16 protein-coding genes and 4 tRNA genes are annotated in these 25,626 nt (G+C 35.3%); 8 read left to right on the top strand and 12 right to left on the bottom strand.

Going from position 1 to position 25,626, the window contains the following annotated elements:
• The first annotated feature begins 693 nt into the window (after positions 1-693).
• The 3 genes from ACFIMI_RS02595 to ACFIMI_RS02585 all read left to right on the top strand — a co-directional run bounded on the left by ACFIMI_RS02595 (position 694) and on the right by ACFIMI_RS02585 (position 1,281).
• A tRNA-Pro gene (locus tag ACFIMI_RS02595) sits at positions 694-770 on the top strand.
• 89 nt (positions 771-859) lie between these two features.
• Entirely contained in the window at positions 860-1,165 is a 306-nt protein-coding gene (locus tag ACFIMI_RS02590) for an ETC complex I subunit (protein WP_375671875.1), read from the top strand.
• Between the two features lie 39 nt (positions 1,166-1,204).
• Positions 1,205-1,281, top strand: a tRNA-Arg gene (locus ACFIMI_RS02585).
• A gap of 1,873 nt (positions 1,282-3,154) precedes the next feature.
• Here ACFIMI_RS02585 and ACFIMI_RS02580 read toward each other — a convergent pair.
• The 3 genes from ACFIMI_RS02580 to ACFIMI_RS02570 form a co-directional block, all read right to left on the bottom strand.
• A tRNA-Val gene (locus ACFIMI_RS02580) sits at positions 3,155-3,229 on the bottom strand.
• 97 nt (positions 3,230-3,326) lie between these two features.
• Entirely contained in the window at positions 3,327-3,689 is a 363-nt protein-coding gene (gene cpdR / locus ACFIMI_RS02575; RefSeq protein WP_375613077.1) for a cell cycle two-component system response regulator CpdR, read from the bottom strand.
• 843 nt (positions 3,690-4,532) lie between these two features.
• Positions 4,533-5,450, bottom strand: a complete 918-nt coding sequence (locus ACFIMI_RS02570; protein ID WP_375613076.1) for a serine aminopeptidase domain-containing protein — start codon at positions 5,448-5,450, stop codon at positions 4,533-4,535.
• A 258-nt stretch (positions 5,451-5,708) separates the two neighbouring features.
• Here ACFIMI_RS02570 and ACFIMI_RS02565 point away from each other — a divergent pair, with 258 nt between their 5' ends.
• Positions 5,709-6,176: an Hsp20 family protein gene (locus ACFIMI_RS02565; protein WP_375613075.1), complete on the top strand. Its 468-nt coding sequence runs from the start codon at positions 5,709-5,711 to the stop codon at positions 6,174-6,176.
• 251 nt (positions 6,177-6,427) lie between these two features.
• Here ACFIMI_RS02565 and ACFIMI_RS02560 read toward each other — a convergent pair.
• Positions 6,428-6,504, bottom strand: a tRNA-Pro gene (locus ACFIMI_RS02560).
• A gap of 604 nt (positions 6,505-7,108) precedes the next feature.
• On the opposite strand from ACFIMI_RS02560, the gene ACFIMI_RS02555 reads away from it, so the two are divergent.
• A complete protein-coding gene (locus tag ACFIMI_RS02555; protein ID WP_375613074.1) occupies positions 7,109-7,474 on the top strand; it encodes an iron-sulfur cluster assembly accessory protein in 366 nt (121 codons plus the stop codon).
• A gap of 70 nt (positions 7,475-7,544) precedes the next feature.
• On the opposite strand, the gene mazG is transcribed toward ACFIMI_RS02555, so the two are convergent.
• The 8 genes from mazG to ACFIMI_RS02515 form a co-directional block, all read right to left on the bottom strand.
• Entirely contained in the window at positions 7,545-8,360 is an 816-nt protein-coding gene (gene mazG / locus ACFIMI_RS02550) for a nucleoside triphosphate pyrophosphohydrolase (RefSeq protein WP_375692215.1), read from the bottom strand.
• A 33-nt stretch (positions 8,361-8,393) separates the two neighbouring features.
• A complete protein-coding gene (locus tag ACFIMI_RS02545; RefSeq protein WP_375692232.1) occupies positions 8,394-9,323 on the bottom strand; it encodes a lipid A biosynthesis lauroyl acyltransferase in 930 nt (309 codons plus the stop codon).
• Positions 9,324-9,329: 6 nt separating this feature from the next.
• Entirely contained in the window at positions 9,330-10,358 is a 1,029-nt protein-coding gene (locus ACFIMI_RS02540; protein WP_375613072.1) for a zinc-binding dehydrogenase, read from the bottom strand.
• A gap of 57 nt (positions 10,359-10,415) precedes the next feature.
• Positions 10,416-11,690 (bottom strand): beta-ketoacyl-ACP synthase, encoded by a 1,275-nt coding sequence (locus ACFIMI_RS02535; protein WP_375613071.1) that lies wholly within the window; start codon positions 11,688-11,690, stop codon positions 10,416-10,418.
• 15 nt (positions 11,691-11,705) lie between these two features.
• Positions 11,706-12,881 (bottom strand): beta-ketoacyl-ACP synthase, encoded by a 1,176-nt coding sequence (locus ACFIMI_RS02530; protein WP_375613070.1) that lies wholly within the window; start codon positions 12,879-12,881, stop codon positions 11,706-11,708.
• Between the two features lie 10 nt (positions 12,882-12,891).
• Entirely contained in the window at positions 12,892-13,176 is a 285-nt protein-coding gene (locus ACFIMI_RS02525) for an acyl carrier protein (protein WP_005773457.1), read from the bottom strand.
• Between the two features lie 189 nt (positions 13,177-13,365).
• The gene (locus ACFIMI_RS02520; protein ID WP_375611563.1) at positions 13,366-15,684 is read right to left on the bottom strand and encodes an NADP-dependent malic enzyme; all 2,319 of its coding nucleotides are present in this window, start codon (positions 15,682-15,684) and stop codon (positions 13,366-13,368) included.
• A 1,003-nt stretch (positions 15,685-16,687) separates the two neighbouring features.
• The gene (locus ACFIMI_RS02515) at positions 16,688-21,247 is read right to left on the bottom strand and encodes a hypothetical protein (RefSeq protein WP_375629398.1); all 4,560 of its coding nucleotides are present in this window, start codon (positions 21,245-21,247) and stop codon (positions 16,688-16,690) included.
• 654 nt (positions 21,248-21,901) lie between these two features.
• Here ACFIMI_RS02515 and hfq point away from each other — a divergent pair.
• The 3 genes from hfq (at position 21,902) to ACFIMI_RS02500 (ending at position 25,509) form a co-directional block, all read left to right on the top strand.
• The gene (gene hfq, locus ACFIMI_RS02510; RefSeq protein ID WP_005773461.1) at positions 21,902-22,141 is read left to right on the top strand and encodes an RNA chaperone Hfq; all 240 of its coding nucleotides are present in this window, start codon (positions 21,902-21,904) and stop codon (positions 22,139-22,141) included.
• Between the two features lie 53 nt (positions 22,142-22,194).
• A complete protein-coding gene (gene hflX / locus ACFIMI_RS02505; protein WP_375688943.1) occupies positions 22,195-23,538 on the top strand; it encodes a GTPase HflX in 1,344 nt (447 codons plus the stop codon).
• A 144-nt stretch (positions 23,539-23,682) separates the two neighbouring features.
• Positions 23,683-25,509, top strand: coding sequence for a hypothetical protein (locus tag ACFIMI_RS02500; RefSeq protein WP_375638201.1), 1,827 nt, complete (start codon positions 23,683-23,685; stop codon positions 25,507-25,509).
• The last annotated feature ends 117 nt before the right edge of the window (positions 25,510-25,626 follow it).

The raw sequence follows: 25,626 nt of genomic DNA, 5'->3' as shown, positions 1-25,626 counted from the left end.
TTAATTATTCTGTCCTTCTATTATCGTTTCAATATGTGGAAGACAAGTCATTTAAATTTTCTTCTTTTTGGATATCTATATAAGAGTAAAAAATAGTGTTTTTTACTCTTATCGTGTTTTTATTTTAAATAGCTTTGAGATTTTATTGTATGATGTTGAATTCTTACCATCTTCGCATTTGAAAATTTTTCTAAAAAGAGCGCTTTATTTTATTTATAATAAAACCTTTGTGCTTTGAAAAAATGTTTGTTGTTTATGGGTTTGGATTGTAGAAGATTCTAGAATTTTTAATAAAAGAGTCTTTGGGAAGATAGAAAAAGAGGGGAAAAAAGCTTAATACAGCTGAATTTTTTGGCTTATGTTCTCTTTGGGAAAGTTTTTCTATGATATTTAAGTCATTTTTTCTAAAATTGTATCTGTGGAATGTGTTTTGATACAATGAGAGCTTGCTTAAAACAGGATAAAAATTATGAAATCCTTATAGAGAAATTCGTTATTTTTTAATATAGATTGGATTTTCTTACGGAAGTTATTTTCTACTATTTGTCAATAAATTTGTTATTGAGTAGGGGGAAAAATTAAAAAATGTGCTTTTTTGTAAAGAAATGCAACAAAATTAAAAAAAAGTGTGTTTTTCTCTTGCACTTCTGTTGTGAAAATTTTAGGAAATGTGCATCAAGTAAATGTAAATGGCGGAGCGTAGCGCAGCCTGGTAGCGCACCTGATTTGGGATCAGGGGGTCGTAGGTTCGAATCCTATCGCTCCGACCATATTTGATTGAGTGTGTGAGAATGACCCAATTGGGTACTTGTGGTGAGAAACTATCATCCAAGCGTTGTGTAATCTGAAGGAAAAAGGCATGATCGCACGTATTTATAGTCCTGCTAAGACAGCTATGCAGTCAGGTAAGGGGAATACAGTTTTTTGGATTCTAGAGTATGAGCCAATGAAAGCAAAAATGCTTGAACCTCTTATGGGCTACACGGCAACGTCTGATATGAATAATCAGGTAAAGATTCGATTTAATAGGAAGGAAGAAGCGATTGCTTTTGCACGTAAGAATGCTATCTCTTACCGTGTAGAAAAGAAACATACATCGATTCGACGTGCTATTTCTTATTCTGATAATTTTCGCAGTGATCGGCAGCATTCTTGGACACATTGAATTGAAGATGCTATTTTGAATTGAGAAAATAATCAGTTGGGTCCCGTAGCTCAGCTGGATAGAGCAACGGCCTTCTAAGCCGTGGGTCACAGGTTCGAATCCTGTCGGGATCACCATGTTTAAATGATATTTATAGGCTATAAAAAGTTAGAGAGTTTTCCTTTTATTCTATTAGCTTATTTTTCTGTATAATCCCGAACCTTTTTGATGTTTTTTGGTTTATTTTGCTGCTACACGTTTTCTGTTGACTGTTTTAGTATAAAATGATGCTGTTTTCTCTTTTTTCAGTAAAAATTGCTTTTGATTGCTGAAACTTTAGCATTGCATATTCTTGCCGCGTGTTGCTACTATATCACATGCTTTAGGAAACAGATTACAAAAACTCTTTTTTATGAGCTTCTTTTCATCTTTCTGAAAATGAATATTTTATTTCTTAGATTAGATTTAAGCATTGCTGCTAGTGCTGGTGAAATTGCCAAAAAACATCTATTGTGATTTTTTTATTTTTTATGAATAATATTATTACGTTTTTTAGCATGATCTTTGGTAAGATCGATTTTGATTAGATACAAGGCATGATGGATTCGATTTAGAACAGTTTATGAAACATTGAAGAATAAAAACGATATCTGTTTATGATGAGAATTTACAGATGGCACAAGAGGTGGAAAATATCTTCTTGTCTTGGAAGCTGTGATTCATAACGAATTACTTCTTTATAGTTTTTTCGTATAAAAAGATGTTATATGTGCCGTCCAGATAAGATATTGTTTTTTTCAATGAGAGACACTTGCGGACAATTTGATTTAACATGATTGTCACTGTTTCTCAGGTAGGGTTATAGGTTTCATCAATGTTTAGGTTTTCTTAGTCTTATAGGTTTAAGAATGTATACTGTGTATTTATATGAATGAAGATAGATTGTATCTTAGAGTTAAATTTTTAGATTTCATATTTACATTTTCAAATGTTTTTTCTTATTTCTTTATAGTTTGTACATCATGTTAGAAGTATTTTAATATTGGATAACAATCACATTAAAATGTTATGCAGATGAGCTTTGAAGATCTAAACTCACACGGTTCAAGGTGATCATTATTTCAATAGGAATACAGTGTGAGGAGAATGCCATTTTACAGGCTTTGTTTTAAGAGATATCTCTTAGAGCTCACTTCACGCTGGCGCTCGTGAATGGTACAATGATAAATCCATTGAGCTCCATCATCTTTACACTTATGAAGAAATAAGCTGACATTATCATACACTTTGCCTATTTGTCAGCCCCCGATGTTGCGATAGATCTTAGCACTTGAGGTAGTTATCGGCATTTTTGTGCTTTTTTATACAATTTTTACTTAATACTAATTCCTCTTATGACGTGTAAGAGAGACGGCTTTGTTTAATTCAATATAAATAGGTTTGAAATGAGAAAACATTGCGATATTCGGATTTCTCATTCAACATGGCAAACAATAAAACATGATTATAAATCAAATGTATTTTTAGAATGAAAAAATTTGCTTTTATCGTGTTTTTTACTCTTTTTAATATTTTATTATAATCTGTAATTGGTAAACTCAAAATACAGCTCTAAGGTTAAGTGTTTTATATCTATCGAAGTGACTGTGGTTATATCTAACTGTTTGGACAACAAGTTGTATACCAATAGACATGAAAGAATTAAGAAAAACAGGGGATAGATCAGGAAACAAACAATATTTTTTAGAACGGAAGCCTATGCTTGTGGAAAGAATTTTAAAATCAAACTTCTAATCTGTTGCAAAATGAGGCTGTTATTACGTTTGTGATACTTTTAGATGGCTTCCCCTAAGAGGCGCTATCAGAACGTAAAAAATATTAGAAACACTCCGTAAAGTATGCCCTTTGTAGAGGCATGTTGCAAAATCTTATTTCCGAATCTTTATTTACGCATCCCGTACCTTGGAAGAATACGATAATTCGATAATTTATTTATACTATAAAGTTGAATGGTGGGCGTGACAGGGATTGAACCTGTGACCCCTACGATGTCAACGTAGTGCTCTCCCGCTGAGCTACACGCCCATTCATTGATGTTGCATACACCATATAGAATGCCAAACGTCAATGCCTAATTTCATTTTCTCTTTCAACAGATGCAAATAACTTTAAAAAATACTTTTTAAGCAGCAATAAGGATTTTTTCAACCTCATTGACGAGTTCACGTAAGTGAAATGGCTTAGAGAGAACCTTTGCATCAGGAGGGGTATCACTATTTGAATTGAGTGCTACCGCTGCAAAACCCGTAATGAACATTACTCGTAAATCAGGGTCAATCTCAGTAGCACGTCGTGCGAGTTCGATTCCGTCCATCTCTGGCATGACAATATCAGTCAGGAGAAGGGAAAATGGCTCTTCTTGTAAACGTTCATATGCGCTAATACCATTATCGAAATCGGCGACTTCGTAGCCTGCACGTTCTAGGGCTTTTACGAGAAAGCGACGCATATCGTTATCATCTTCTGCGAGCAGGATTCGTTTCATGATTATATTCCAATGGCTCCATTTGTCAGAGTTTTGCCGCATCAATTATACAATATAGAGTATTTATAAAAAAGATGGTAAAATGCTCATAATTGAAATGAATGGCAAAATGGTTAATTCTTACATTCTGATTCAAAATACAGCATATTCGTTGTGAGTTGGTTAAATTCGAAATATATGTGATTTTGAAAAAAGAAGGGGTTCTCTAAAACTACTAAGATGATTCATTACTATCTTTTCTTTTAAAGTTACTGATTATTATCAGAATTCCATTAAAAAACTTATGAAAACCGTTATTGTAGGGACTTCCTATATCGAGAAATTAAAAGAATATTATGTTAATTTATTGTTTTTAAAAAGTTCTCCTAAGAAATAGAAATTTTATAGTTATTTGTTTTTATAGAGATTTGTAATAAATATTATAAATGCGCTTTATTTCCAGTTTTTTCCTTAAATAGATGAAAATTATTGTTTTCCTAGATATAATATTAAATTATCACTTAATAACAGATCAAAAATAGTATTTTGATGCTTTATTTGTAAATATGTATCATGTTATATTAAGATAAATTTATTATTTTTATTTATATAAATAGTTTTTTTATTAAGTTATTTTTTATGATGTAAAATAATATTGTTTAATGTAATGATATACTTTGTATATTAGTTTTTTTATTAGAATGCATGGTGAATATTTAGGTCATGGCTTGTCTGTAGAGGCTAGAAAACGAATCATATGAGTGGTTGGAAAGAAAAATCTATTATATTTAAAAGTTTTTGTAGATCCAATGCTCGTAGAAAAATTCTTTTTTGATGGGGCGGAGCGGAAATTAAGGTTTAGTGCTATTTTACAGATACATTATCGGGAATAAATGCATCGAATGCAGCCCAAAATTGCTTTTTATAATCTTCGTTAACCATAATTGTATCCAGTTTAGCGCCTGTAATAGTAATACTTTCTGTTAGACGTGTGTGTTGGCATAATTGCCGCACTTCAATGTTGTTTGCAATATTGTTTTGATTGGCAAGAATAAAGAGTGTTGGGATTCGTAAATCTCCATGAAGTACATTTCTCTTCATAGAATCAATCGCATTAAATACTGAAGCCATCCATTGGGATGTTGGGGGCTTAATGGAAGGGAGCGGCACTTTATCTATGTATCCCAATTGTATATTTTTTTGTTTTGTCTTGTTTAATTTTTTCCCATCTTTCACTGGTATAAAGCCAAGACCTATATCAGAAAGAAATTGTGTTAATTTATGTTGAAAACTATTCGTTTTATTGCCGAATGGAGCAAAAAGGGGAGAAACACAGAGCAATCTATTAAACTGATGATTAATGAGATCTAATCCGCTAAGTGCTATCAATCCACCTATGCCATAGGCGAGCATAGAATAAGGCGGCGGACAATTAGGATAAACAATACTTTTAAGAAATTTATATAAGTCATTAATATCATTATTTATATCAAAACAATGATGTCGGCTTTGTTTTCTTATCTTGAAGGATGTTTTTTCTTGATCAAAGCAGTCAAATATTGCTGTATGAAAACCGCGTTTAGAAATTTCATTTATTAATAAAAAATATTTTTCTAAAGTATTTGCGTAGCTTTTGAGAATAACAATTGTTCCCTTAGATTTTTCCACCTCAGGATATGTTATAGCAAAACGAATTTCGTGATCTATTGCTATTTTAAGAGTATCATGATGGATATTAAGAAAAGTGGAACCCCAGTCTATGGGATAAAGAGGTGTTTCCAATTGAAATCCTTTACAGTGTATTTGCCGCTTAGTGCTTTGACATTTATGTAATGAAGAAAGAGGATTAAAAAAGGGGTATATTGCTTTTTAGATAGTTTTTATCAATTTAGGTCCCAAAGAGTTGAAATAAAGAAAAACGATTACTAGATAATATAATGCGGTTGCCATGATGGGGCCGCAGGTTCACAAGTAAGTTTGCCATATGGGAACTTTGTGAATTAATTATAAATTATAGTCGCTCTAGAGGAGGGCAATATTATGCGTCAAGTAGATTTTTCACCATTTTATCGTTCCACAGTAGGTTTTGATCATCTTTTTAACTGGTTTGATTCTAGAACACAACCAGACGAAGTTTCTTCTTATCCCCCTTATAATATCGAGCGTTTAACTGAAGATTCTTATAGAATTTCTATGGCGGTTGCTGGTTTTTCTCAAGATGAAATTGATATTGAAACGCATTGTAACCAGCTGATCGTTAAGGGAGACAGAAAGTCTAAAAATGATGATGAAGAGCGAGAATTCCTTTATCGAGGCATTGCTTCGCGTGCTTTTGAACGGCGTTTTCATTTGGCTGATCATGTTAAGGTTATTGGGGCAGAACTTGGAGATGGGCTTCTTCATATTCAGCTTAAAAGGGAAATGCCAGCTGAATTAAAACCCAAAAAGATAACCGTACAGATGTCACCATCCATTACAAAAAATGATAACAGCGACGTTATCGTGTAAAGAAAATTTAGAAAATATGAGATCGGATAATTATAAATTTTTCTGAAAAATAAAAAACGCGAGGCAAAAGGTCTCGCGTTTCGTATGTGTTTTCCTAAGAACGAAGCGCATTTTAATAAAAAAGCTTATCTCGAATTTATGATAAAATATCATTGCACATTATTCTACGTTGAAGAAAAAGTTCATGTGTGTGCAATTGAAATGCATAATGATTCACTTTTTAAGTAAGCTTATTTATAGCATTTTAAAAATGGTCGGAGCGGCGGGATTTGAACCCACGACCCCTTGACCCCCAGTCAAGTGCGCTACCAAGCTGCGCTACGCTCCGAGTTCGTGTAAAACGATTAAATGACTGTTTCTTTAAAGGCAAGAGAAAAAATAAACAGAATAAAATCTAAAATGCTCTTGCACTTAGAGCTTTTGAAAGTAAAAATTTTGGACATCAATATTTTGTTGTTAATTCAAGATAAATAACGAATTTGTAAAATTCTTTGTGATCATTAAATTTTTAGCTCTATAGTTAATAGATGTATGCATTTAATTACTTTTGAGATTGTGAGGAGGGGGTAAGATTGGTGTAGAGGTATGAATTGGAGCAAATGAGTGCTGAAGGTATATTTTTTTCTTACCTAATCGTTACTTTTCTAAAAAGATAAAGATTTTCAAAAGAAGAGGAGTGAATGTATGGTTTTGAAAAGTTTTCGTTTTTTAGAGTTTTATAGACGAGGTATTTTCATTTTATATGGATAAAAAATTGTAAGTTCTGGATTGTATAATCACAAATCTCATTTTACGGGTATGTATTTTTATCCAAATAAACAAGATCAGAATGCTTTAATTTATGTTTTGTTGTTTTTTTTCTAAAATATCAGATAAAATATTATAGAGGAAAAACTTTCAAAGTGTCTATTGAACTAAGAAAAGAGTAAAGGATGAGCCGTTTTTCGGTAATAAACTTGACGCAAGCAGCAGTGGATCGTGTTAAAGCGATTATGGATGCAAAAGATGCACAGGGTATTCTTGTTGGTATCAAAAAAGGTGGTTGTGCAGGGATGGAGTATACAATTACTCTTGTCAAAGAAAAGGGGATAGATGCGGATGTTGTTGAAGTGAATGGTGCCCGTGTTTTTGTAGCACATGATGCGGTATTATTTTTATTAGGGACGCAGATGGATTATGAAGTGACAACGCTTCAGTCTGGTTTTGTCTTTAAAAACCCTAATCAAGTTTCAGCATGCGGGTGTGGCGAATCGGTGGAACTTCGTCCTGCTACGCAGGATCAATATAAAACAAATTGAGCTGAGCTAAATTATAATTTAGTAATTTTAGAGGGGCTTGTTCTTTTAGGTAGAAGAAATCTACTATTTTTTATCGTTCATTTTTAGCTTGCTTCCAAAGTGCTTCCATTTCATTCAAGGATGCGTCAGTGAGTGTTTTAGATTGAGTGGATAGCTTTTCTTCAATATAGGCGAAACGATTTCGAAATTTTATATTCGTTTTTTTTAATGCTTTTTGTGAATCAATCGCTAAGTGGCGCGCGAGATTAAGAAGTATAAAGTAGAGATCTCCAAACTCTGCTTCTATCTCTGAGTTTTGTTTATTTTTGATGGCTTCTTTGAGCTCTTCCAGTTCTTCTTCTATTTTTTCAAAAACTTTATCACTTTTTTGCCAATCAAAACCTACTTTAGCTGCTGTTTCTTGTAAAGCAAGTGCCTCTTGGTTTGCTGGCTGGATTTGTTTTACTGTTGCGAGTATGCTTATGGAGGAATTGTTGTTTTTTTCTTCGCACATTCTTTTTTGTTCAACCTGTTCTCTTTTTTTTATATATTCCCACTCCTCTTTTATAAATCCTCGTTTTTTTTGCTCGGCATTTCCAAAAACATGAGGATGGCGTCGAATCATTTTTTCCGTGATTGCATAAACAACATCTTCAAAAGTAAAGCTGCCTTCTTCTTGTGCTATGGTAGCATGATAGACAACTTGTAAAAGAAGATCCCCAAGTTCTTCACAGAGATCCTTTCGATTCTTTCGTTCAATGGCATCGATGACTTCGTAAACTTCTTCGAGCATATAGGGTATGAGGGATTCAAAAGTTTGTTTTTTATGCCAGATAGAACCATTATCAGAGTTTCGTAATGCAGTGATAATTGCAGTGAGATCTTTGATATCTTTTGAGGCTAACATTTTGCACTTCCTTTGTAAGCAATAGAGCTTATGTTAGATGTCCCAACGTCTATGTAACCACATCCATTGTCCAGGATATTCACGGACCCAAGATTCAACAATATCATTTAATTTTTGCGTAGAAGCAGCTATATCGATATCATTTTTTTCATCACGTGGAAGTTCTACATGTTCATATAACTCTAAACGATGACGTCCACTAGGCAAACGAATACAACGTGCTGGATAAATATCACAGTCATATTGTCGAGCAAGTTTTATAATTAAGGGGTTTGTTTTAAGAGGTCTGTTAAAAAATGTTCCCATGATACCGCGGCGAAATTTTTGATCAACGAGCATACCAACATTTTCACCTTCTTCTAATTTGGCTGCTAATGCCCATGCTGCTCCGGCCTTGGAGGGAACAAGGTGTCCCATAGAAGTTTGTCGTGCTTTAAGGATTCGTTTGGCAACATAGGGATTATTGGGTGGTCTAAATAATACCGTAACATTAAGATCAAAACTTTGTGCACAAATAGGCAGAAGTTCAAAATTTCCAGTATGTGCGGTGAAAAAAATATGTGGTTTTTTTTCATTTTTTAATCGCTCAAATATTTCAGTGCCTTTAACCTCAATGAAACCTGGCTCGTCTGCATGAGGATCAAAATCAAAAATTTTATCAAGAAAAATATATTCGGCTAGGAAACGTCCTATATTTTCCCACATTTCTATTGCAATCGCACGGAGTTCTTGCTCTGTTTTTTCTGGATATGCACTCCTAAGGTTTGCGAGTGTGATTTGATGACGATGTACAAAGGGACCAATTTTTTTTGCTAACCAAGCAAAAAAAGAAATTCCCATTTTGGCTGGAAAACATTTTAGAATAAATAAAGAACCAAAGAGTAGATATGCCCATAACAAGTAGGATATTTTTTTAGCTATAATTTTAATACGATATATGAGATTTTTAAGAGAAAGCTTCATCATGATTTAATCGATTTTAAGGATAATTTTACCAAAAACATCACGACTCTCCATTCGTTTTAAAGCTGTATCAATTTCATCCAGCCCAACAATTGTATCAATGACAGGGTGTACGGCTTTTTGTGCCATTTTTTGCATGGCATTTTTCATATTTTCCATACGGCAGCCAAATGAACCGAATATTTTAAGCTGTTGCTGGAATAATTGCATGAGATTTATTGGTGCTGAAACACCAGAGGTAGAACCGCAAGTCACTAAGCGTGCTCCTTTTTTCATACATAACAGAGAACCGTTCCATGTATCGACACCAACATGCTCAAAAACAACGTCAACACCTTTTTTTTGGGTTAATTTACGCACTACACCTTCAAAACGATCTTTACGATAATTAATCACATGATCTGCCCCAAGAGAGTGCGCTTTTGCAATTTTTTCATCTGAACCTACAGTTGTGATAACTGTACAGCCCATGTGTTTTGCAAGTTGAATGGCTGCAGAACCAATACCTGAGCCACCAGCCTGTACCAGGATTGTTTCTCCTGCTTGTAGTTTTGCGTTATCGAAAAGCATATGTTCTACGGTACCAAAAGTAATTGGAGCAACTGCTGCTTGCAATTCATCACATTGGGGAGGTGATGGAACTAATAAACGTGCTGGCAAATTGACAAGCTCACACGCAAATCCATCAAGGTGAAAACCATAGACTCCCTTTACATTACTGCAAAGATTATCCCGTCCTTCATGACAAGCTTGGCATACTCCGCAGGTTTGTGCACCATAAATTGAGACAATCTGTCCAAGTTGGAGATGTTCAACGCCATCTCCTATTTGTATAACCTCACCAGAGGCTTCTGCACCAATGATGAGTGGCATTTTTCTTTTCGCAAAAGCCATGCCACGCCATCCCCATACATCAATATGATTAAGAGCAACGGCTTTTATCCGCACAGTTACTTCACCTATACTAGGTGAAGATGGCGGGGAAATATTGGTGATTTCAAGCCGACGATCATCGAAGAGTTGCAGTGCACGCATTATCATCCCCCTTAAATATATTATTGGTTAGCGTTATAAAATTTTATTATTACAGGATTATCCTTTATATGCAGTGATAACAAGACTCATATTTTGACCACCAAATCCAAATGAGTTTGACAAAACCGCATTGACACAGGACTTACGGCTATGATGAGGAACAACATCTAAGGGGATAGTAGGGTCAGGGTTATCATAATTTATTGTTGGTGGAAGTATTCCCGATTGAATGGTTAAAAGCGAAAAAACCGCTTCTATTGCACCAGCAGCAGTTAATGTATGCCCAATCATTGATTTATTAGAAGAGACAGGAATATGCTCTAAAAGATCACCGAATACTGTTGATAATGCAAGATATTCCATTTTTTCATTTTCAGGTGTTGAAGTTCCGTGGGCATTAATATAGTCAATTTCATTGATGGTTATTTTTGCATCGTCTAAAGCTTTGCGAACGGATTCAATTGCTGGTGATGCATCGGGTTTTGAACGTGTACGGTGAAAGTCATCGGCGGTTTCTCCACAGCCAGCTAAAATTCCTAAAACTGTAGCATTACGGTTTAATGCGCTTTGAAGAGATTCAAGAACAAGAGCGCCTGAGCCTTCTGCCATAACAAAACCATCTCGATCACGGCTAAAGGGTTTTGCTGCTTTTTCTGGAGGCTCATTCTGAGTTGAAAGAGCAGATAGTAGCGAAAAACGAATAAGAGATTCTGCTGAAACTGATCCATCTGTCGCAATTATGAGAGCTCTATTTGTCTCTCTCCGTCTAATAGACTCAACACCTAATTGAATTGCTGTTGCACCAGATGCACAGGCAGTGGAAAGTGTAACAGGAAGTCCTTTTGTGCCAAATGTTTTTTGAAGTTTTTCTGCAATTGCACCAAATTGTGTGGATTCAAAAAGCGTCTCATGGAGTTTATCCTTACAGACTTTAAGAAGATGTGCATAAGAAGGCTCATTATTGAATTCTTCCTCTTGATCAAGACTAAAACGTGCTTTCCATTCAAGTTCAACAGGAGGAGCAGCTAGAAAGAGTGGTCCATTAAAATTTTTTTTATCAATAGCAGCTTGTTCTAAAGCTTCTTCAGCAGAAAGATGTGCAAGCTTCTCAGAGAGAGCTGAAGCACCAAGTGTACTTTCTTTAAGAAAATCAATTGTTCCAGCAATATATGTATTTAATCCCTCAACGGGAAAACGTGTTATTTTGTGGATACCACTTACACCACTTGTTAATTTTTGCCAATTTTCATGTTTCCCTTGTCCCAGTGATGTGACAATGCCTGCACCAGTTATTGCTACAAGTGGACGCCCAAAATGATCATGATATTTCACTATAGAAATTCCCCTTCAAACAGCAGTAAGACGCACAATACCTTCAGCTCTTTTTATACCAATCGTTGTAACAAATATTTCACGTACTTCTTTAGAAAAAGGTTTTTCATGAGGACTTAACGCTGGAAAACCGCGTTTTTTTTCAATTGAAAGTGCTGCAAGAGCTAGAGCTAGAGGAAATTGTGCTTCCCGCATATAACCAAATAATGTTGTAATGCCACGGTAAGATAGATCAGCATTATCAAGAGCATTTTGTTCTGCTTTTGTTGCTTCGTGAGCTCCTGAGGCTGCTGAAATGGCTAAGGCAGATTTAGCGCCCGCAGTTTTTAACATTGTTGCAATTGAATCTCTAAGTGGAATTTTGGTTCTATCTGTTTGGTCTGTAATAATTTGGCTAATTTCAGCATAAGCACGTGCGTTGCGTTTTTTGGCATGTTCTCCACTTTCAATAACTAGGAAGATCCCACCAGAACCTGCTATGACACCGCCGCCTGGATAGATTCCACGATCCCACACTGGGCTCCATCCATTATGGGTTAAAAGACCACCAAGCTCATGCGCCAACAACATATCATAACTTTGTGCATTATAGGAACTTCCTACAAGAGCATGGGTACTTTGACCTGATTTAATACGAGCTACAGCAATTTGAAGTGCAGAAAGACCACTGCCTTCTTCTCCCATAAATGTACGAGATGATCCAGTGACTTTATGAACAATTGAAATGTTTCCTGCCAAAAGGTTTGAAAGTTGTGCCAAAAATAATGTTGGACGAAGTTCAGTTGAAAGAGCAACATTTAACATAGAAGCATGATCGGCAACAGCGCGCGCTTTAGAAAGAATCTGTGTATCAACAGTAATATCACGTTCTCCCCCACTTGCCGCTACGATCATATCCATTGTTGAAGTGAGTTGTTCATTATTTTTCATGCCGGCATCATCAAGAGCAAGACCAGCCGCATAGGTACCAAGACGCTGCCATGTTCCCATTTGCCGTTGATCACTTTTTTTAGGAATTTGTAAACTCCAATCAATTTCGGGCAATTTATGAACCGTGTAAGGTGAAAAAGTTGTATAATCTAGGTTTGGTGTACGGATTGGATCATTTAAGAGATTCCAATGTTGATCAGTTCCTTCCCCCAGAGAGCTTATGAGACCTATACCAGTGATGAATACAGATTGATCATGCATGGCGAAAAAACTACTCCGCCTGTTTTAAGGCAACGAGATCATCAATTTTTGCACAAAGGTTTTTAAGAACAAAGTATTCTTCTGTTGCAACGGTACCTTCGTTGACTTCTTGTGTCCATTGTTCTAGAGGGACTTTTATTCCAAAAGCTTTATCAATAGCGAAAACAATATCAAGAAAATCAAGACTGTCGATTCCTAAATCGTCAATTGTATGACTCTCAGGTGTAATTGTATTGCGATCAATTTCACTGATTTCTGCAATGATATCAGCAACTTTATCAAACGTGGAAGGCAATGTACGGATTCCTTATTATAGAGTTAGTAAATTCAAAATACATTTAATATTGTTCTTCTAGCCTTTTTTCTCTTTAAAAAAAAGACTTAATCCAGAATATAGCTGTCTTTATCTATAGAGAAAAGAGGTTTACAGTACATGAAATACTATATCTCAATATTTAAAAAACTTTGAAATTTTATTACGCATTTATTTTACGAGACTATTTTTTCTATTGGCAGCAAGGACAGCAAGGGCTGTTATATTAACAACTCCCCGGGAAGTTACTGAAGGTGTTAAGATATGGGCGGGACGTGCTGCCCCGATTAGAATAGGACCAACATGGAGTGCATTTGTGAGGCTTTTAACAGTGTTGAGCGTGATATTGGCTGAATCAAGTGTTGGAAAGACAAGCAAATTAGCTTCACTTTTAAGACGAGAATTAGGAAAAACACGATCACGAAAAACTTTGGAAAGGGCAGCATCAGCATGCATTTCACCATCTGCTTCTAAATCAGGGTGTAATTTGGCAAGAATTTCTGTTGCACGTCGCATTTTACGCGCACTTTCTGTGTTTTTAGAACCAAAGTTTGAGTGTGATAATAAGGCTGCTTTTGGTGTTATTCCAAATGCTTCAACTTCTTGAGCTGCCAACACAGTCATTTCAGCGATTTCTTCTGCAGAAGGATTTTCATTGACGTAAGTATCTGTAAGGAAAAGAGTACGTTGTTGAGAGATAAGCAAACTCATAGCAGAAAAACGGTGAACATGAGGATCAAGACCGATAATTTGTTCAATCAATTCAAGTTGACGTTCAAAGCGTCCTTCTAAGCCGCAAATCATTGCATCTGCTTCTTCACGCATAACGGCAAGGGCAGCAATAGCCGTTGTTGATGTTCTCACTACTGTTTTTGCCATTTCAGGCGTAACACCACGCCTTCCTGTATAATGAAAAAATAAATTAACATAATCACGAAAACGTGGATCATCTTCAGGGTTTGTTAATTCAAAATCTATACCGGGACGAATTCTTAAACCAAAGCGTTTTAATCTTGCTTCTACGACATGTGGACGGCCGATAAGGAGGGGCGTTGCTGTTTGTTCTTCAATGACAACTTGTGCCGCACGAAGGACGCGTTCATCTTCACCATTGGCATAGATGACGCGTTTACGTTTTGCTGTTTTTGCTGCAGCAAAAACAGGTTTCATTGTTAAACCAGAAAGAAAGACAAATCGATTGAGGATATCATAGTAGGCCTCCATATCTTCAATGGGACGAATGGCGACACCAGTTGTCATTGCTGCTTTAGCAACAGCGGGGGCAATACGCAGTATTAAACGCGGATCAAAAGGAGAGGGGATTAGATAGTCTGGTCCAAAATTGGGTGGTTCTTTTGAGTATGCACGTGCTACAACATCTGAAGTTTCTTCACGTGCAAGGGCAGCAATCGCATGAACAGCGGCCATTTTCATTTCTTCATTAATTGCACTAGCACCTACGTCTAATGCACCACGGAAGATATAGGGAAAACAAAGGACATTATTAACTTGATTGGGATAATCAGAGCGTCCTGTGCAGATCATTGCATCTGGTCGTATAGAGCGTGCTTCTTCAGGCATAATTTCTGGTACTGGATTAGCCAGTGCTAAAATGAGTGGATTTTGAGCCATTCTTTTAAGATATTCAGGCTTTAAAACACCACCTGCAGATAGGCCTAGAAAAATATCCGCATCATCAATAATATCAGATAAAGTTCGTGCGTCCGTTTTTTGTGCGTAATTGATTTTCCAACGATCCATAAGGGTCTTGCGACCTTCATAAACAACTCCCTCTAAGTCACTAAGCCAAATATTTTCAACTTTTGCCCCAAGACGAACCAAAAGATTAAGGCAAGCGAGGGCAGCAGCACCTGCACCTGAGGTAACTATTTTTGCATTTTCAATTTTTTTTCCTGAAAGATTTAAGGCATTTAATACAGCCGCAGAAACAATAATGGCAGTTCCATGTTGGTCATCATGAAAAACTGGAATTTTCATTTTAGCACGAAGCTTTTCTTCGATGTCAAAACATTCAGGAGCCTTAATGTCTTCAAGATTAATACCACCAAATGTAGGTTCTAAAGTCGATACCGTTTGTACCATTTGTTCTATATCGGATGCATCAATTTCAATATCAAAGACATCAATATTCGCAAATTTTTTGAATAAAACGGCTTTACCTTCCATAACTGGCTTTGAAGCAAGAGGGCCAATATTTCCTAAACCAAGAACAGCAGTTCCATTGGATATAACAGCGACTAAATTAGAACGGGAGGTATATTGAGCAGCAAGATTAGGATCTTCATGAATTGCAAGACATGGTGCAGCAACACCTGGAGAATAAGCAAGAGCTAAATCACGTTGGTTATCAAGAGGTTTTGTTGCTTGTATTTCCAATTTTCCAGGTTTAGGGTACTGGTGATAAAAAAGTGCGGCACTGTCAAGTTCAGCTTTTGGTGAACTGAAATCACTATTTCGTTCTCTAGACATTTTTATGATATCCAAGTTAGCGTATGTGTATATGAGATGTTCCATCTACGATAAGGTTTTGTCCACTAATAGATCCTCATTTCTCTGAATATCAAAATGCATGAGTATGAGAAAACTCTTCTGGATCGTAAAACCAGTTTGATGATTCTTTTTGTTTGTGTGCATGAATAATTTCATTGATAGAAGCACGATTAGTTTTTTCTTTCCTTAATAAAACGCGTAAAAATTGATTAGTCTACAAACGAATAAAATATTACTAATAATTACATTACCAAGCCATTATTTTTTTTGCAATGCTTACAACTTAAGGAAAGAAAAGAAGAGTGTTTTCTATTAACTTCATCTTCTTTATTTAAATTTCTATAGGGAGGTAGAAGAAATTTTAAATAACAATTTGCAATTTATAAATTATTTTTGCAGCTATTTAAAAGGAAATTGGAACTTTAAAAATGGGAGTTGTTTTGTTTATTATTCAATTGAACTCTTAATAATGCAAACTTTATAATTTATAATGAATCATCTCGTATGTTGAATGAGAAATTTGAATACAATAAGATTCTTTTAGCTCAAACTCATCTAATATAATAAAAAATATTTACTTACATAATTCAAACGAGAGTAATATGTGGATAAAAAACATTAAAAAAAATAAATAGAAGTGTTTCTATGAGCTATTTTAATACAAAAGCATGAATTTTTTTCACAATTAATAAAAATAATTATTACCGATTTTGTACCTTTATGAAACTATGAAAAATAAAGGAGTTAAGAAAAAGATAAGGAAATAGAAAACATGCTTTATCATTCTTAGAATGATACGTTGTTTGATAAGCCATTACGCTTCTTTAGGGTTATTGCTTAGGATATCAAAGAAAACCGCATGCCAATTATCCCAACCTTTGAAGTACAAAGCTACAGTTGAAAAAAAAGCATTCTATGATGAGCCATTAAAACAACTGGAGAGAGAAAGTGGAAAAAATATCTTTTTCCACTTTCTTATTTGTTATTGGATTCGACCACTTGCATGAGCAAGCATAGTATAAACTTTTCCGGTATCTGATATCAAGTACTTGCGAACTGAGTTGGAAGAGCCAGAACTGCGCGATATATCACGTAAGAGCTTTTCGAAATCTGTAACATATTGATTCACTGAACGTTTAAACCCAAAATCGCTCATATATTTTTTCTTAATCATTTCAAATATTTTTTGTCCATTTAAGGTATAAAGGCGTTCTGTTACGATGTTTTTTTGTCCACGTTGATAATGATCCCATAGCTCAACAATGGCATTGTGATTAATAGCTTGCACTATACCAGAAGCTAATGAATTAAGAGAGCAGTTTGCAGGAGATGGTTTTGTTTGCACTGATGTTAAAACATCATCACTAGGGGGAGCATCATAAAATGTTTCTTCACGTGAAGCTCTTTCTAAGAGATTTGATACCCATTTATTTGGTCTTTTTTTGCTTTGATCTTGTTGCAAAATAGGCTTAGGTGGCACAATCTTTTTAACAGACTCAGTGGAACTGTCACTTTTTTGATTAAACATTGATGATGTAGGAAATGCTGACATTAGCTGTTTTTGTGCGCTCTTTTGATCATTTTGTATAACACTGACTAAATCTTGTAACGCTGTAATCTGTTCATTCAAAGCTGTGCGAATTGTTTGCGTTGTTTCTTTTGTTTTTTCTGGAAGTTTTTTTACATTTTCATTGATATCATTATTAATCTTTGAAAGCTCTAAACGAACTTCATCAGCGGAGCGACGTATATCTTCTGCTGCTTCTGAAAAACGCGTTGATGCTTCACTAACAAGCTTATTAAGTGATTGTTGGAATGAATTTGTGGAGTTACGCGCATTCTTATCAGAGCGTTCAAGTGCTAAGTTGAAGATTTTTTCATAATGCCCAATCATTTGATTAATTTCATGAGACTTTGAAACAAGAGCATCGCTTAATACAGAAAGCGTATTATGTTTTTCTTCAAGTGTTGCACTAAGTGAATTTTCAGACTGTTCAAGAACATGAATAGTTTGGGAAAGTGTCTTTGCATGTTCACCAAAACTGCTCGTTATATGATTAATTTGTTCAAAGGTACTCTTTGAAAGTCCTTGCAGAATTTCAACATTAGTATTGAGCGCTTGATTTGAAGCTGACAAACGCTCTGCTACTTGGTCCGTGTTGCGGAAAAAATTATTCGTACTCTCATTAAACTGCCCATCAATATTTTGAACAGCCGATAATAAAACATTACTATTTTCGTGAAAATTGTAAATTGATTGATTCAACTGTGTTAAGATGGATGAGACATTATTAACAAGCTCTTCCTTCATAATCGTTATTGTTTGAAGTGTTTCAGAGTTAGCTTTGGTTAAGCTATTCACTAAAGATTCATTATGTGCATAAATTCTTTGTTCAGCATCTTGTGTGGAAAGAGAGAGTTGTTCACCGATATGCTGTGTTAAAGAATCAATTGATTCTGTCGTATTTTGCGCTGCTTGATTTAAGTGATTTGTAAGCTCTGTTATTTTTCCAACATGTTGTGAAATTTGTGTTGTTGTTTGATTTCCAGCATCTTCCAGACGGCTCGTTACATCAGAGAGCTGATATCCTAAATTATTTTTAAGATTTTGCATAGAGTGATGAAGAACATCACAGCGTTCATTAAGAACTTGTTCTATTGCTGTTGTTGATGTGTGAATAGTTTCATTCAATAATGCTTGTGCATTATGGCTGGCTGTTGCGAAAGCTTCGACAGTATGCGCTGTTTGTTCAGACAGAACTGACAGAACTTTTTCACTGGTATCATAAACAGTTTTTTTGACATTTGATACAATGCGATTGCCTGATTCTGAGAGAATATTTTCTGCTTGTGCAGTAACATTTGTAACAGATGAAAGAATTTGTTCACTCGTAGAAGAAAGAATATCAGAAGCTTTTATAATCTTATTATGCAGGTTATCTGTCACTGTATTAACAGAGTCTTCTAAGGTTACACGCATATTGTCAACACTGCTTTCCAGCGCTTGTTGAATTATCTGACTTTGCTCATTACTAATCATGAGAGACGTTTTTAATGTGTCAGAACGTTCCTCAATAACAGATGTTTGCATATCAATGGCTTCACAGATTTGGCTAAATTTTTCAGATAATGTTTCCTCTAGCGTTGTTGTCCGTTCAAAAATTTTGTGTGCACGATCTTCTAGATCTGTATCGAATGATTCCATACGTGTTTCAAGGGTTTCAAAGAAAACACCACTCGATTGAGAGAGAGTATTCTTTAAAATTTCGGCATGGCTTTCAAGGTTTTTGATATGATCTTGAACCGTTTCAGTAATGTTTTTATTATTGGCGACAATTGCACTCTCAACTAAATCTATTTGTTGTTTCAATGCAACATCGACACGTATATCACTTTTTGCAATGAGATTATGGATTGTTTCCATGCGTTGTTCAAGTGTGCGTGCTTGATCGGCAAGAACTTCATTGAGAGAAAAACTATTAATCGCTAAAGAATCGCGCAGAGCATCGGCACGGATATCAATATTTCTCGCTTGTGCTTCTAAAGCATCTTGGGTTGTATTACAACTTTGTACAATGACATCTTGTAACTTTTCAGTGCATTGAATGATGTTTGTAATATGATTTTCAGCTTGTTTATCAACGACTTGAACATTATCAGCCAAAACTTTTTCAATATGAGAAGTATTTTGGGACAAAACATCAATTTGATTTCTTAATGTATCCGCAATTTTATTTTTCTCGTTATCGAGCATGTCTGCCATAAGAGCTCGTTGATCAGAAAGTTGTACTTTAAAATCTTGTGAACGTTCTTGTATGATATCAACAATGGCATTGTCGACATATTGAATTTCTTCTCTCAGACTTTCCTTACTTTTATCAATTGCAGAAAGAATAGCTTCACGTCCATTTGTAAATGCATGGGTAATGTCTGCTGTTTTTTCTTGGAGGTTCTCATTTATTTTCAAGACATGAGCTTCCAAGAAGTTACCAAGTTTTTCAGCATTATCCTCTAAAGCCTGACTGCGTTCTATAAAGGAATCAATGATGGAATCACTATGTTCTTTAAGAGAAAGATCAACAGTTGCTAAACGTTGTTCAAAGGCTCCAATTGCTTGCGAGGTTACGTTATCAAATTTAGAAGAGAGTTTATGTGCTTGGTCGTCGAGCTTTAAGATCTTCTCATCAAAATTCTGTAGAGATTGATTATTACGATCAATAAGAGCTTTATCCAAGGCTTTAAACTTTTCATCAACAGCGTGCAAAGTTTGATCTGTTACTGCTTGTATATGTGTTGCAATTTTAGCAACATGTACTTCTGCTTTTTCAGCTGTTTCATTAAAAGTTTTTTCTATTTGTTTTTCATTATAATCAAATCGTTTTGCAAAACCATCAAAGTTTTTTCCTAATTCATGAAAAAATTCCGTGTTTTTCTGCTGAATTTGTGTTGTTGTTTTGTTAAATTTTTCAACAAGTTGATTTGTTACGCCATCACCGGCATAGGAAAGTTTTTCAACAAGGTCTTCACCTTGTTTTTGTAAAGTTTGAGAAAGGGTTTGTGCAAGCTTTTCAACATTGGTCACAATGTTAGAGGTAACCAAACCAAATTCATCACTCAGTTGTTCTTGGGTTCCTTTAATTGTTGATTGTACGCGATCTGCGTGATTCAAAATGGCTATGCGTTCATTACTCAATTCTTTGATTAATGTGTGAATGCGTGATTCATTCTCAGCATAGGCTTGTTCTAGATTGTGAACTTCACCTTGTATGATTGCTTCAAGTTCAACAGCACGTCCGAGGGTACGTTCAATACCTTCGTTCATTGCCGCTACTTCTTCACGAATGGTTTGCCCTATAGCAATAGCTTGTTTTTCAGATAGATGTTGTGGTTCACTAAGGCGCTGTGCAGCATTGGTCATAAGAAGCGCAATATTATGCAAGTCGTTTGAACGTTTTGTTAATTGAGCAACGCCCCAAGATATAAGGATAGGAATTGCTGTTCCGGCTGCTACAGCAAGTCCTGTTGGGGATGTAACAAAAGTGCTGATATTGGATAAGGAGCTGAGTCCGGTAGGTGCGAGTTTATGCGCAATAAAAGCTCCTCCCGTTGCCCATAAAGCACTAAGCGCTGTTGTATACCAGTAGACTCGAGAGGAAGAACGCTGCTTGAATGGTCCAAAATTTACAGGGGTTGTTATATCATCATTTGCAGGAAGAAGTTTTGTAGGCAATAATGTATTATGAACAGTTCCACCTGAAATATCAGGTGAAGGTTTTGGAGCAAAAAGCTGTTCAACAACGGATTTATCAACAACAGCTTCATCATGAATATTAGAAACAAAAGTTGACGTACCGTTTTCAGCAAAAAATTCTTCTTCTGCCATTGCAATTTTTTGAATCAGATCATCGACATTAACAACATTTTCAGAATTATTGGATGATATCGTTTCAAATCCTGTGTCATCGAAATCAAAGTTCATAGCTTTTGTGAGGGCTTCTTCAACTTCAACTTCAAATGTTTGCAATTTTGTTCTGCGTGCCATACTCGCCTCGTACTCTTACAGCCGGAAAAGGGATACGTTCTCTTCCACATAATTTCTACATACTAGCTGTTAATTATTTAGAAAGGAATATGCTTAGGGAAAAATTTTAAAAACTTATCAAGATAAAGTTAACGCGGTTTCTTGTACCCTGTTTAAAAATGTTATAAAATATAGTAAAAACAATTTATTATTTAAATCTAACTAAAACAAAAATACTGTTTACAACTTGTGTTTATAGAAAGCTTTATAAGCCGGCAGTCTTTGAAATAAGGACAATTTAATAGCGGTTATATATACAGTAAGGTGCGAATGTCTCTCTTTAATATCGACAATCGTTAATAAATGTTGTTGTCCGCTTACTTTTATTGTTTCTAAACGAAGCAGATTTATCATCACATATAGTCTGTAATAGCTTAGGATGTATAAAAGTATGCCTTTGAATTGTAAGCTCATAAAAAAGTAAACGTGGAAAAATTTTTAATTTAATATAGCTTTTCGTAAGTTGTACTTTATTATTGTCTTAAAGAGCTGTTTTTTCTCTAATTTCAGTTGTTTGTTGCTGAATTTTTAAGCTTCTACGTTGACAATTGGATATTTTTCAGTCGATATGCATGCACGAATATTTTATGCAATCTAGATAAAGGTGTAAGAATAATGGCAGAGCGATCACAACACCTGCAAGATGTGTTTTTAAATACGGTGCGTAAGCAAAAAATTTCCCTTACAATTTTTCTTGTCAATGGCGTTAAACTCACGGGTATTGTAACTTCATTTGATAATTTTTGTGTTCTTTTGCGCCGAGATGGACACGCGCAATTGGTTTATAAGCATGCTATTTCTACGATTATGCCTGGACAGCCTGTACAGATGTTTGAGGGTGAAAGTCCTGAGTAAACATATCATTTTAAGATAGACCTCTTATCCCATTTAAAAGTACTTAGATTGCTATGATAAATGAAAATGAGAGATTAGGAGGGGTATTTTCGCAGAATACAGGACAGGTGCGCGCACTTGTTTTGATACCGATTTTTCAAGAAAATAGAAGTGAAAGCTCTTTGAGAGAGTGTTCTATATCTTCTCGTGTTAAAGAATCATTGGGGTTAGCGCGTGCTATAAGGTTAGAAGTTGTTAATTATGAAACGATTAATATTGCAACGCCTCGCTCTGCGACTCTCTTTGGAAAAGGTAAAGTAGATGCGTTAACCTGTTATATAGATGAATATTCTATTGAGCTTGCGATTGTAGATCACTTTTTAACGCCAGTACAGCAGCGTAATTTAGAAAAATTATGGAATTGCAAAGTTATCGATAGAACGGCTTTGATTCTTGAAATTTTTGGGGATCGTGCACGAACAAAAGAAGGAGTTTTGCAAGTAGAGTTAGCGCGTTTGTCCTATCAAAAAGGGAGGCTTGTGCGGAGTTGGACGCACTTGGAAAGGCAACGGGGGGGGCGTGGCTTCCTAGGTGGACCTGGTGAGACGCAAATTGAAGCAGATAGGCGTCTTTTACAAGAGAAAATTATTCGTATTCGCCGCGAATTGCAAACGGTTATTAAAACACGTGCACTTCATAGAGCAAAAAGGAAAAAAACATCTTATCCTGTTGTGGCACTGGTAGGATATACGAATACAGGAAAGTCAACTCTCTTTAACCGTTTAAGCGGTGCAGATGTTTTAGCAAAGAATATGTTATTTGCAACGCTTGACCCGACTTTGCGCAAAGTTGTGCTTCCCCATGGAAAAACTGTTCTTTTGTCTGATACTGTAGGGTTTATTTCTAACTTGCCAACGAATTTGATTGCAGCTTTTAGAGCAACCCTTGAAGAAGTGGTTGAAGCGGATCTCATTCTTCATATAAGAGATATGTCAGATCTTGATCATCGAGCACATGCCCAAGATGTTTTAGAAGTGCTTTCAAGTCTTGATATCGATATTGATGATATGGAGCATATCATAGAAGTTTGGAATAAGATTGATATGTTAGATGAGCAAGCATTGAATGTTTTACAAACAAGCGCAAAGACGCGATTAAATCCTGCTCTCATGGTATCAGCACTTAAGGGGGATGGACTCGATCAATTATTAAGAGCCATTGAAAAGCGAATTTTTGGAGAGGTGCAAAGCATTGAATATCTTTTACAACCTCATGAAATGTCGCTTATTGATTGGTTTTATGAAAACTCTGCGGAAATAGTGCAAGAAGGGCATGATGATGGGTCTATTACCATTAGAGCGGTTGTTACTTCTGAAGCAAAAAAACAACTAGAGAGCCTCAAAAAAAATATGAATTAAGTTCTTTAAAGCTATTTTTGAACATTTGTTCTTAAATTTTATATTTTTATTATCTCAAAATAATATGACAGCAAGTTAAGAGGATAGTTACTACTTTCTCTTAATAAAACAATATGAAGAAGTATTTTGCTGGTTAAAATAAAGATGAGTCTTACATGTAATAAAAGACTATTCGTACGTACCGTATGGCGAAGCATTTTGATTGTTTTGCTATTACAAATGCTATGTGTATCTTTGATTTGGTTGTATTATTTTGTCCAGCCTCGTGGTTACCAAGCAACTTTAACATTTTCATTATCTGATTCTGTAGGAAAGCCATTACCAATTAAAAAGAAAGACAATGTTATCGCCTTTTTGTTTTCACAGCCTATGTTCTTCAATGATTCGAATTTTTCTTTAAGTGCTTCTTATAAGAAAAAAAATCATGAAAATATCCGTTTATCGCGTCATGGTGATTTTATCGATCTTACTTTTGAAGCCGAGACACTTGAAGCAGCTCAACGTGGGTTGGAAACTTGGTTTTCCGCATTTTCACAAGCAATCATAAAACAGAAACAATTCTTGTTAAATGATAAATTAGAAGACAAACAATATGATAATATTGCAATCCTTAATATCGTGCAGGAATTTCGTAAATCTATTGATTCTTTTATTCAGCGTGGTGTAAAACAAACAGAGCTTCATGATCTTTCGATGCAATTAACGCAAGCAACTTTAAAGCGTATTCATTTAACAAGTTTGAATTCAACGATTAACATGATGCGTGAAAATGGGCAGTCTTTACTGTCTTTATCGTTTATTGCAGGCAATTCAGCAATTGCTGCTCTGGAATCTAAACGTGATCTCTTGGAAACACAAAGAGCACATATGGCTGTGCAATTAGGGTGGACACATCCTCAAATTAAAGCGATGACTGCAGAATTAGAGACAGTTTCTCATCAATTAAAAAATAAAATTTTACAAATCGTTTATCAAGTTCATTCAGATGAGGTTATTGCAACGGAATTAGAAAAACAGCTCAAAAAAAGAATGAACTTTTTTGTAAAAGATCAATCCCAATCTTTGAATGAAATATTTAACGAGTTTGAAAATAAAATAAAAGTAGCAGTCGATGCCCAAAATGAAGCGATGAGCAAGTCTGCTCAACGAAGAGAAAAAATTATTGATTCATATCGGAGATTGAGTGATGATCCTCTTCTCTTACAAAATACAAATATCCACGTGGTCACGCCAACAACGTTAGCACCAATTTCTTTTATGGCTCTTTATGGAAAAAATATTCTTGTGAGTGCATTGGTCAGTTTCCTTACTCTTTTGCTAGGAATATTGTTATTCTATCCGTGCTTTAAAAGGAAAAAAGACCAAATCTCAGAAGAGGATTTGAGATCAAAAGAAAATGATCTTAAGAAAAATGAGAGTATTTTAGTCTCTCAAGAAATGAAAAATTTTGAAGCTTTTATTACGATAGAGGGATTATCTGATGTTTTGAAATGGCGTGCTTCAACCATTATTTCAATCATTGGACCAGAAGCTGCACGGACAGCGGCAAAGCTTTCACTTCATCTCACAAAAGAGAACAAAACAATTTTGTTGGTCGATATTTCTGGTCAACAAATAGAGAAAGTCATAGGCCCACATCGCGGACTGAGTGATATTTTAACGGGCAATGCCAAGTTGCATGATGTTATTTACCGTGATTATGATACGGGGGTTGATATTCTTCCTCAGGGGTTAACAAGTGCTATTTCAGCACAAGATTTTTCAAATGATATTTTTCATATATTACAAGAATTTAAAAAAGAATATGATTTTATCATCCTAGAGATGGCAAGCGAACCCAAATATGGGTTTGAGCAATTTGCAGAGCTAACAGACTATTATATTTGTAATACTGTTCTTAATAAACAAGAATGGATGATGCGTATGGTAGACAGCTTTCCAAAGACTGTTTATCGCGTTGTAGCATCATAAGCTTCGTAAAAAAGAAATATGTATCGCATGTTATAGTGGTACGCTTGTTTTTTGCTAAAGTTGTAGTACATACTAAAATAGACAAAGAGTTAATGTTTAAATTTTAAAATGCATTTT

Origin of the sequence: Bartonella sp. AP4SXKL (assembly GCF_042195845.1) — a bacterium.
GTDB lineage: Bacteria > Pseudomonadota > Alphaproteobacteria > Rhizobiales > Rhizobiaceae > Bartonella.
This window is presented reverse-complemented; position numbering and strand designations above follow the sequence as displayed.

Excerpts from the sequence above, each read along its gene's own strand:
- ACFIMI_RS02590 (WP_375671875.1), top strand. The coding sequence starts at position 860 with ATGATCGCACGTATTTATAGTCCTGCTAAGACAGCTATGCAGTCAGGT.
- cpdR (WP_375613077.1), bottom strand. The coding sequence starts at position 3,689 with ATGAAACGAATCCTGCTCGCAGAAGATGATAACGATATGCGTCGCTTT.
- ACFIMI_RS02565 (WP_375613075.1), top strand. The coding sequence starts at position 5,709 with ATGCGTCAAGTAGATTTTTCACCATTTTATCGTTCCACAGTAGGTTTT.
- ACFIMI_RS02555 (WP_375613074.1), top strand. The coding sequence starts at position 7,109 with ATGAGCCGTTTTTCGGTAATAAACTTGACGCAAGCAGCAGTGGATCGT.
- mazG (WP_375692215.1), bottom strand. The coding sequence starts at position 8,360 with ATGTTAGCCTCAAAAGATATCAAAGATCTCACTGCAATTATCACTGCA.
- ACFIMI_RS02545 (WP_375692232.1), bottom strand. The coding sequence starts at position 9,323 with ATGAAGCTTTCTCTTAAAAATCTCATATATCGTATTAAAATTATAGCT.
- ACFIMI_RS02540 (WP_375613072.1), bottom strand. The coding sequence starts at position 10,358 with ATGCGTGCACTGCAACTCTTCGATGATCGTCGGCTTGAAATCACCAAT.
- ACFIMI_RS02530 (WP_375613070.1), bottom strand. The coding sequence starts at position 12,881 with ATGCATGATCAATCTGTATTCATCACTGGTATAGGTCTCATAAGCTCT.
- ACFIMI_RS02520 (WP_375611563.1), bottom strand. The coding sequence starts at position 15,684 with ATGTCTAGAGAACGAAATAGTGATTTCAGTTCACCAAAAGCTGAACTT.
- ACFIMI_RS02515 (WP_375629398.1), bottom strand. The coding sequence starts at position 21,247 with ATGGCACGCAGAACAAAATTGCAAACATTTGAAGTTGAAGTTGAAGAA.
- hfq (WP_005773461.1), top strand. The coding sequence starts at position 21,902 with ATGGCAGAGCGATCACAACACCTGCAAGATGTGTTTTTAAATACGGTG.
- hflX (WP_375688943.1), top strand. The coding sequence starts at position 22,195 with ATGATAAATGAAAATGAGAGATTAGGAGGGGTATTTTCGCAGAATACA.
- ACFIMI_RS02500 (WP_375638201.1), top strand. The coding sequence starts at position 23,683 with ATGAGTCTTACATGTAATAAAAGACTATTCGTACGTACCGTATGGCGA.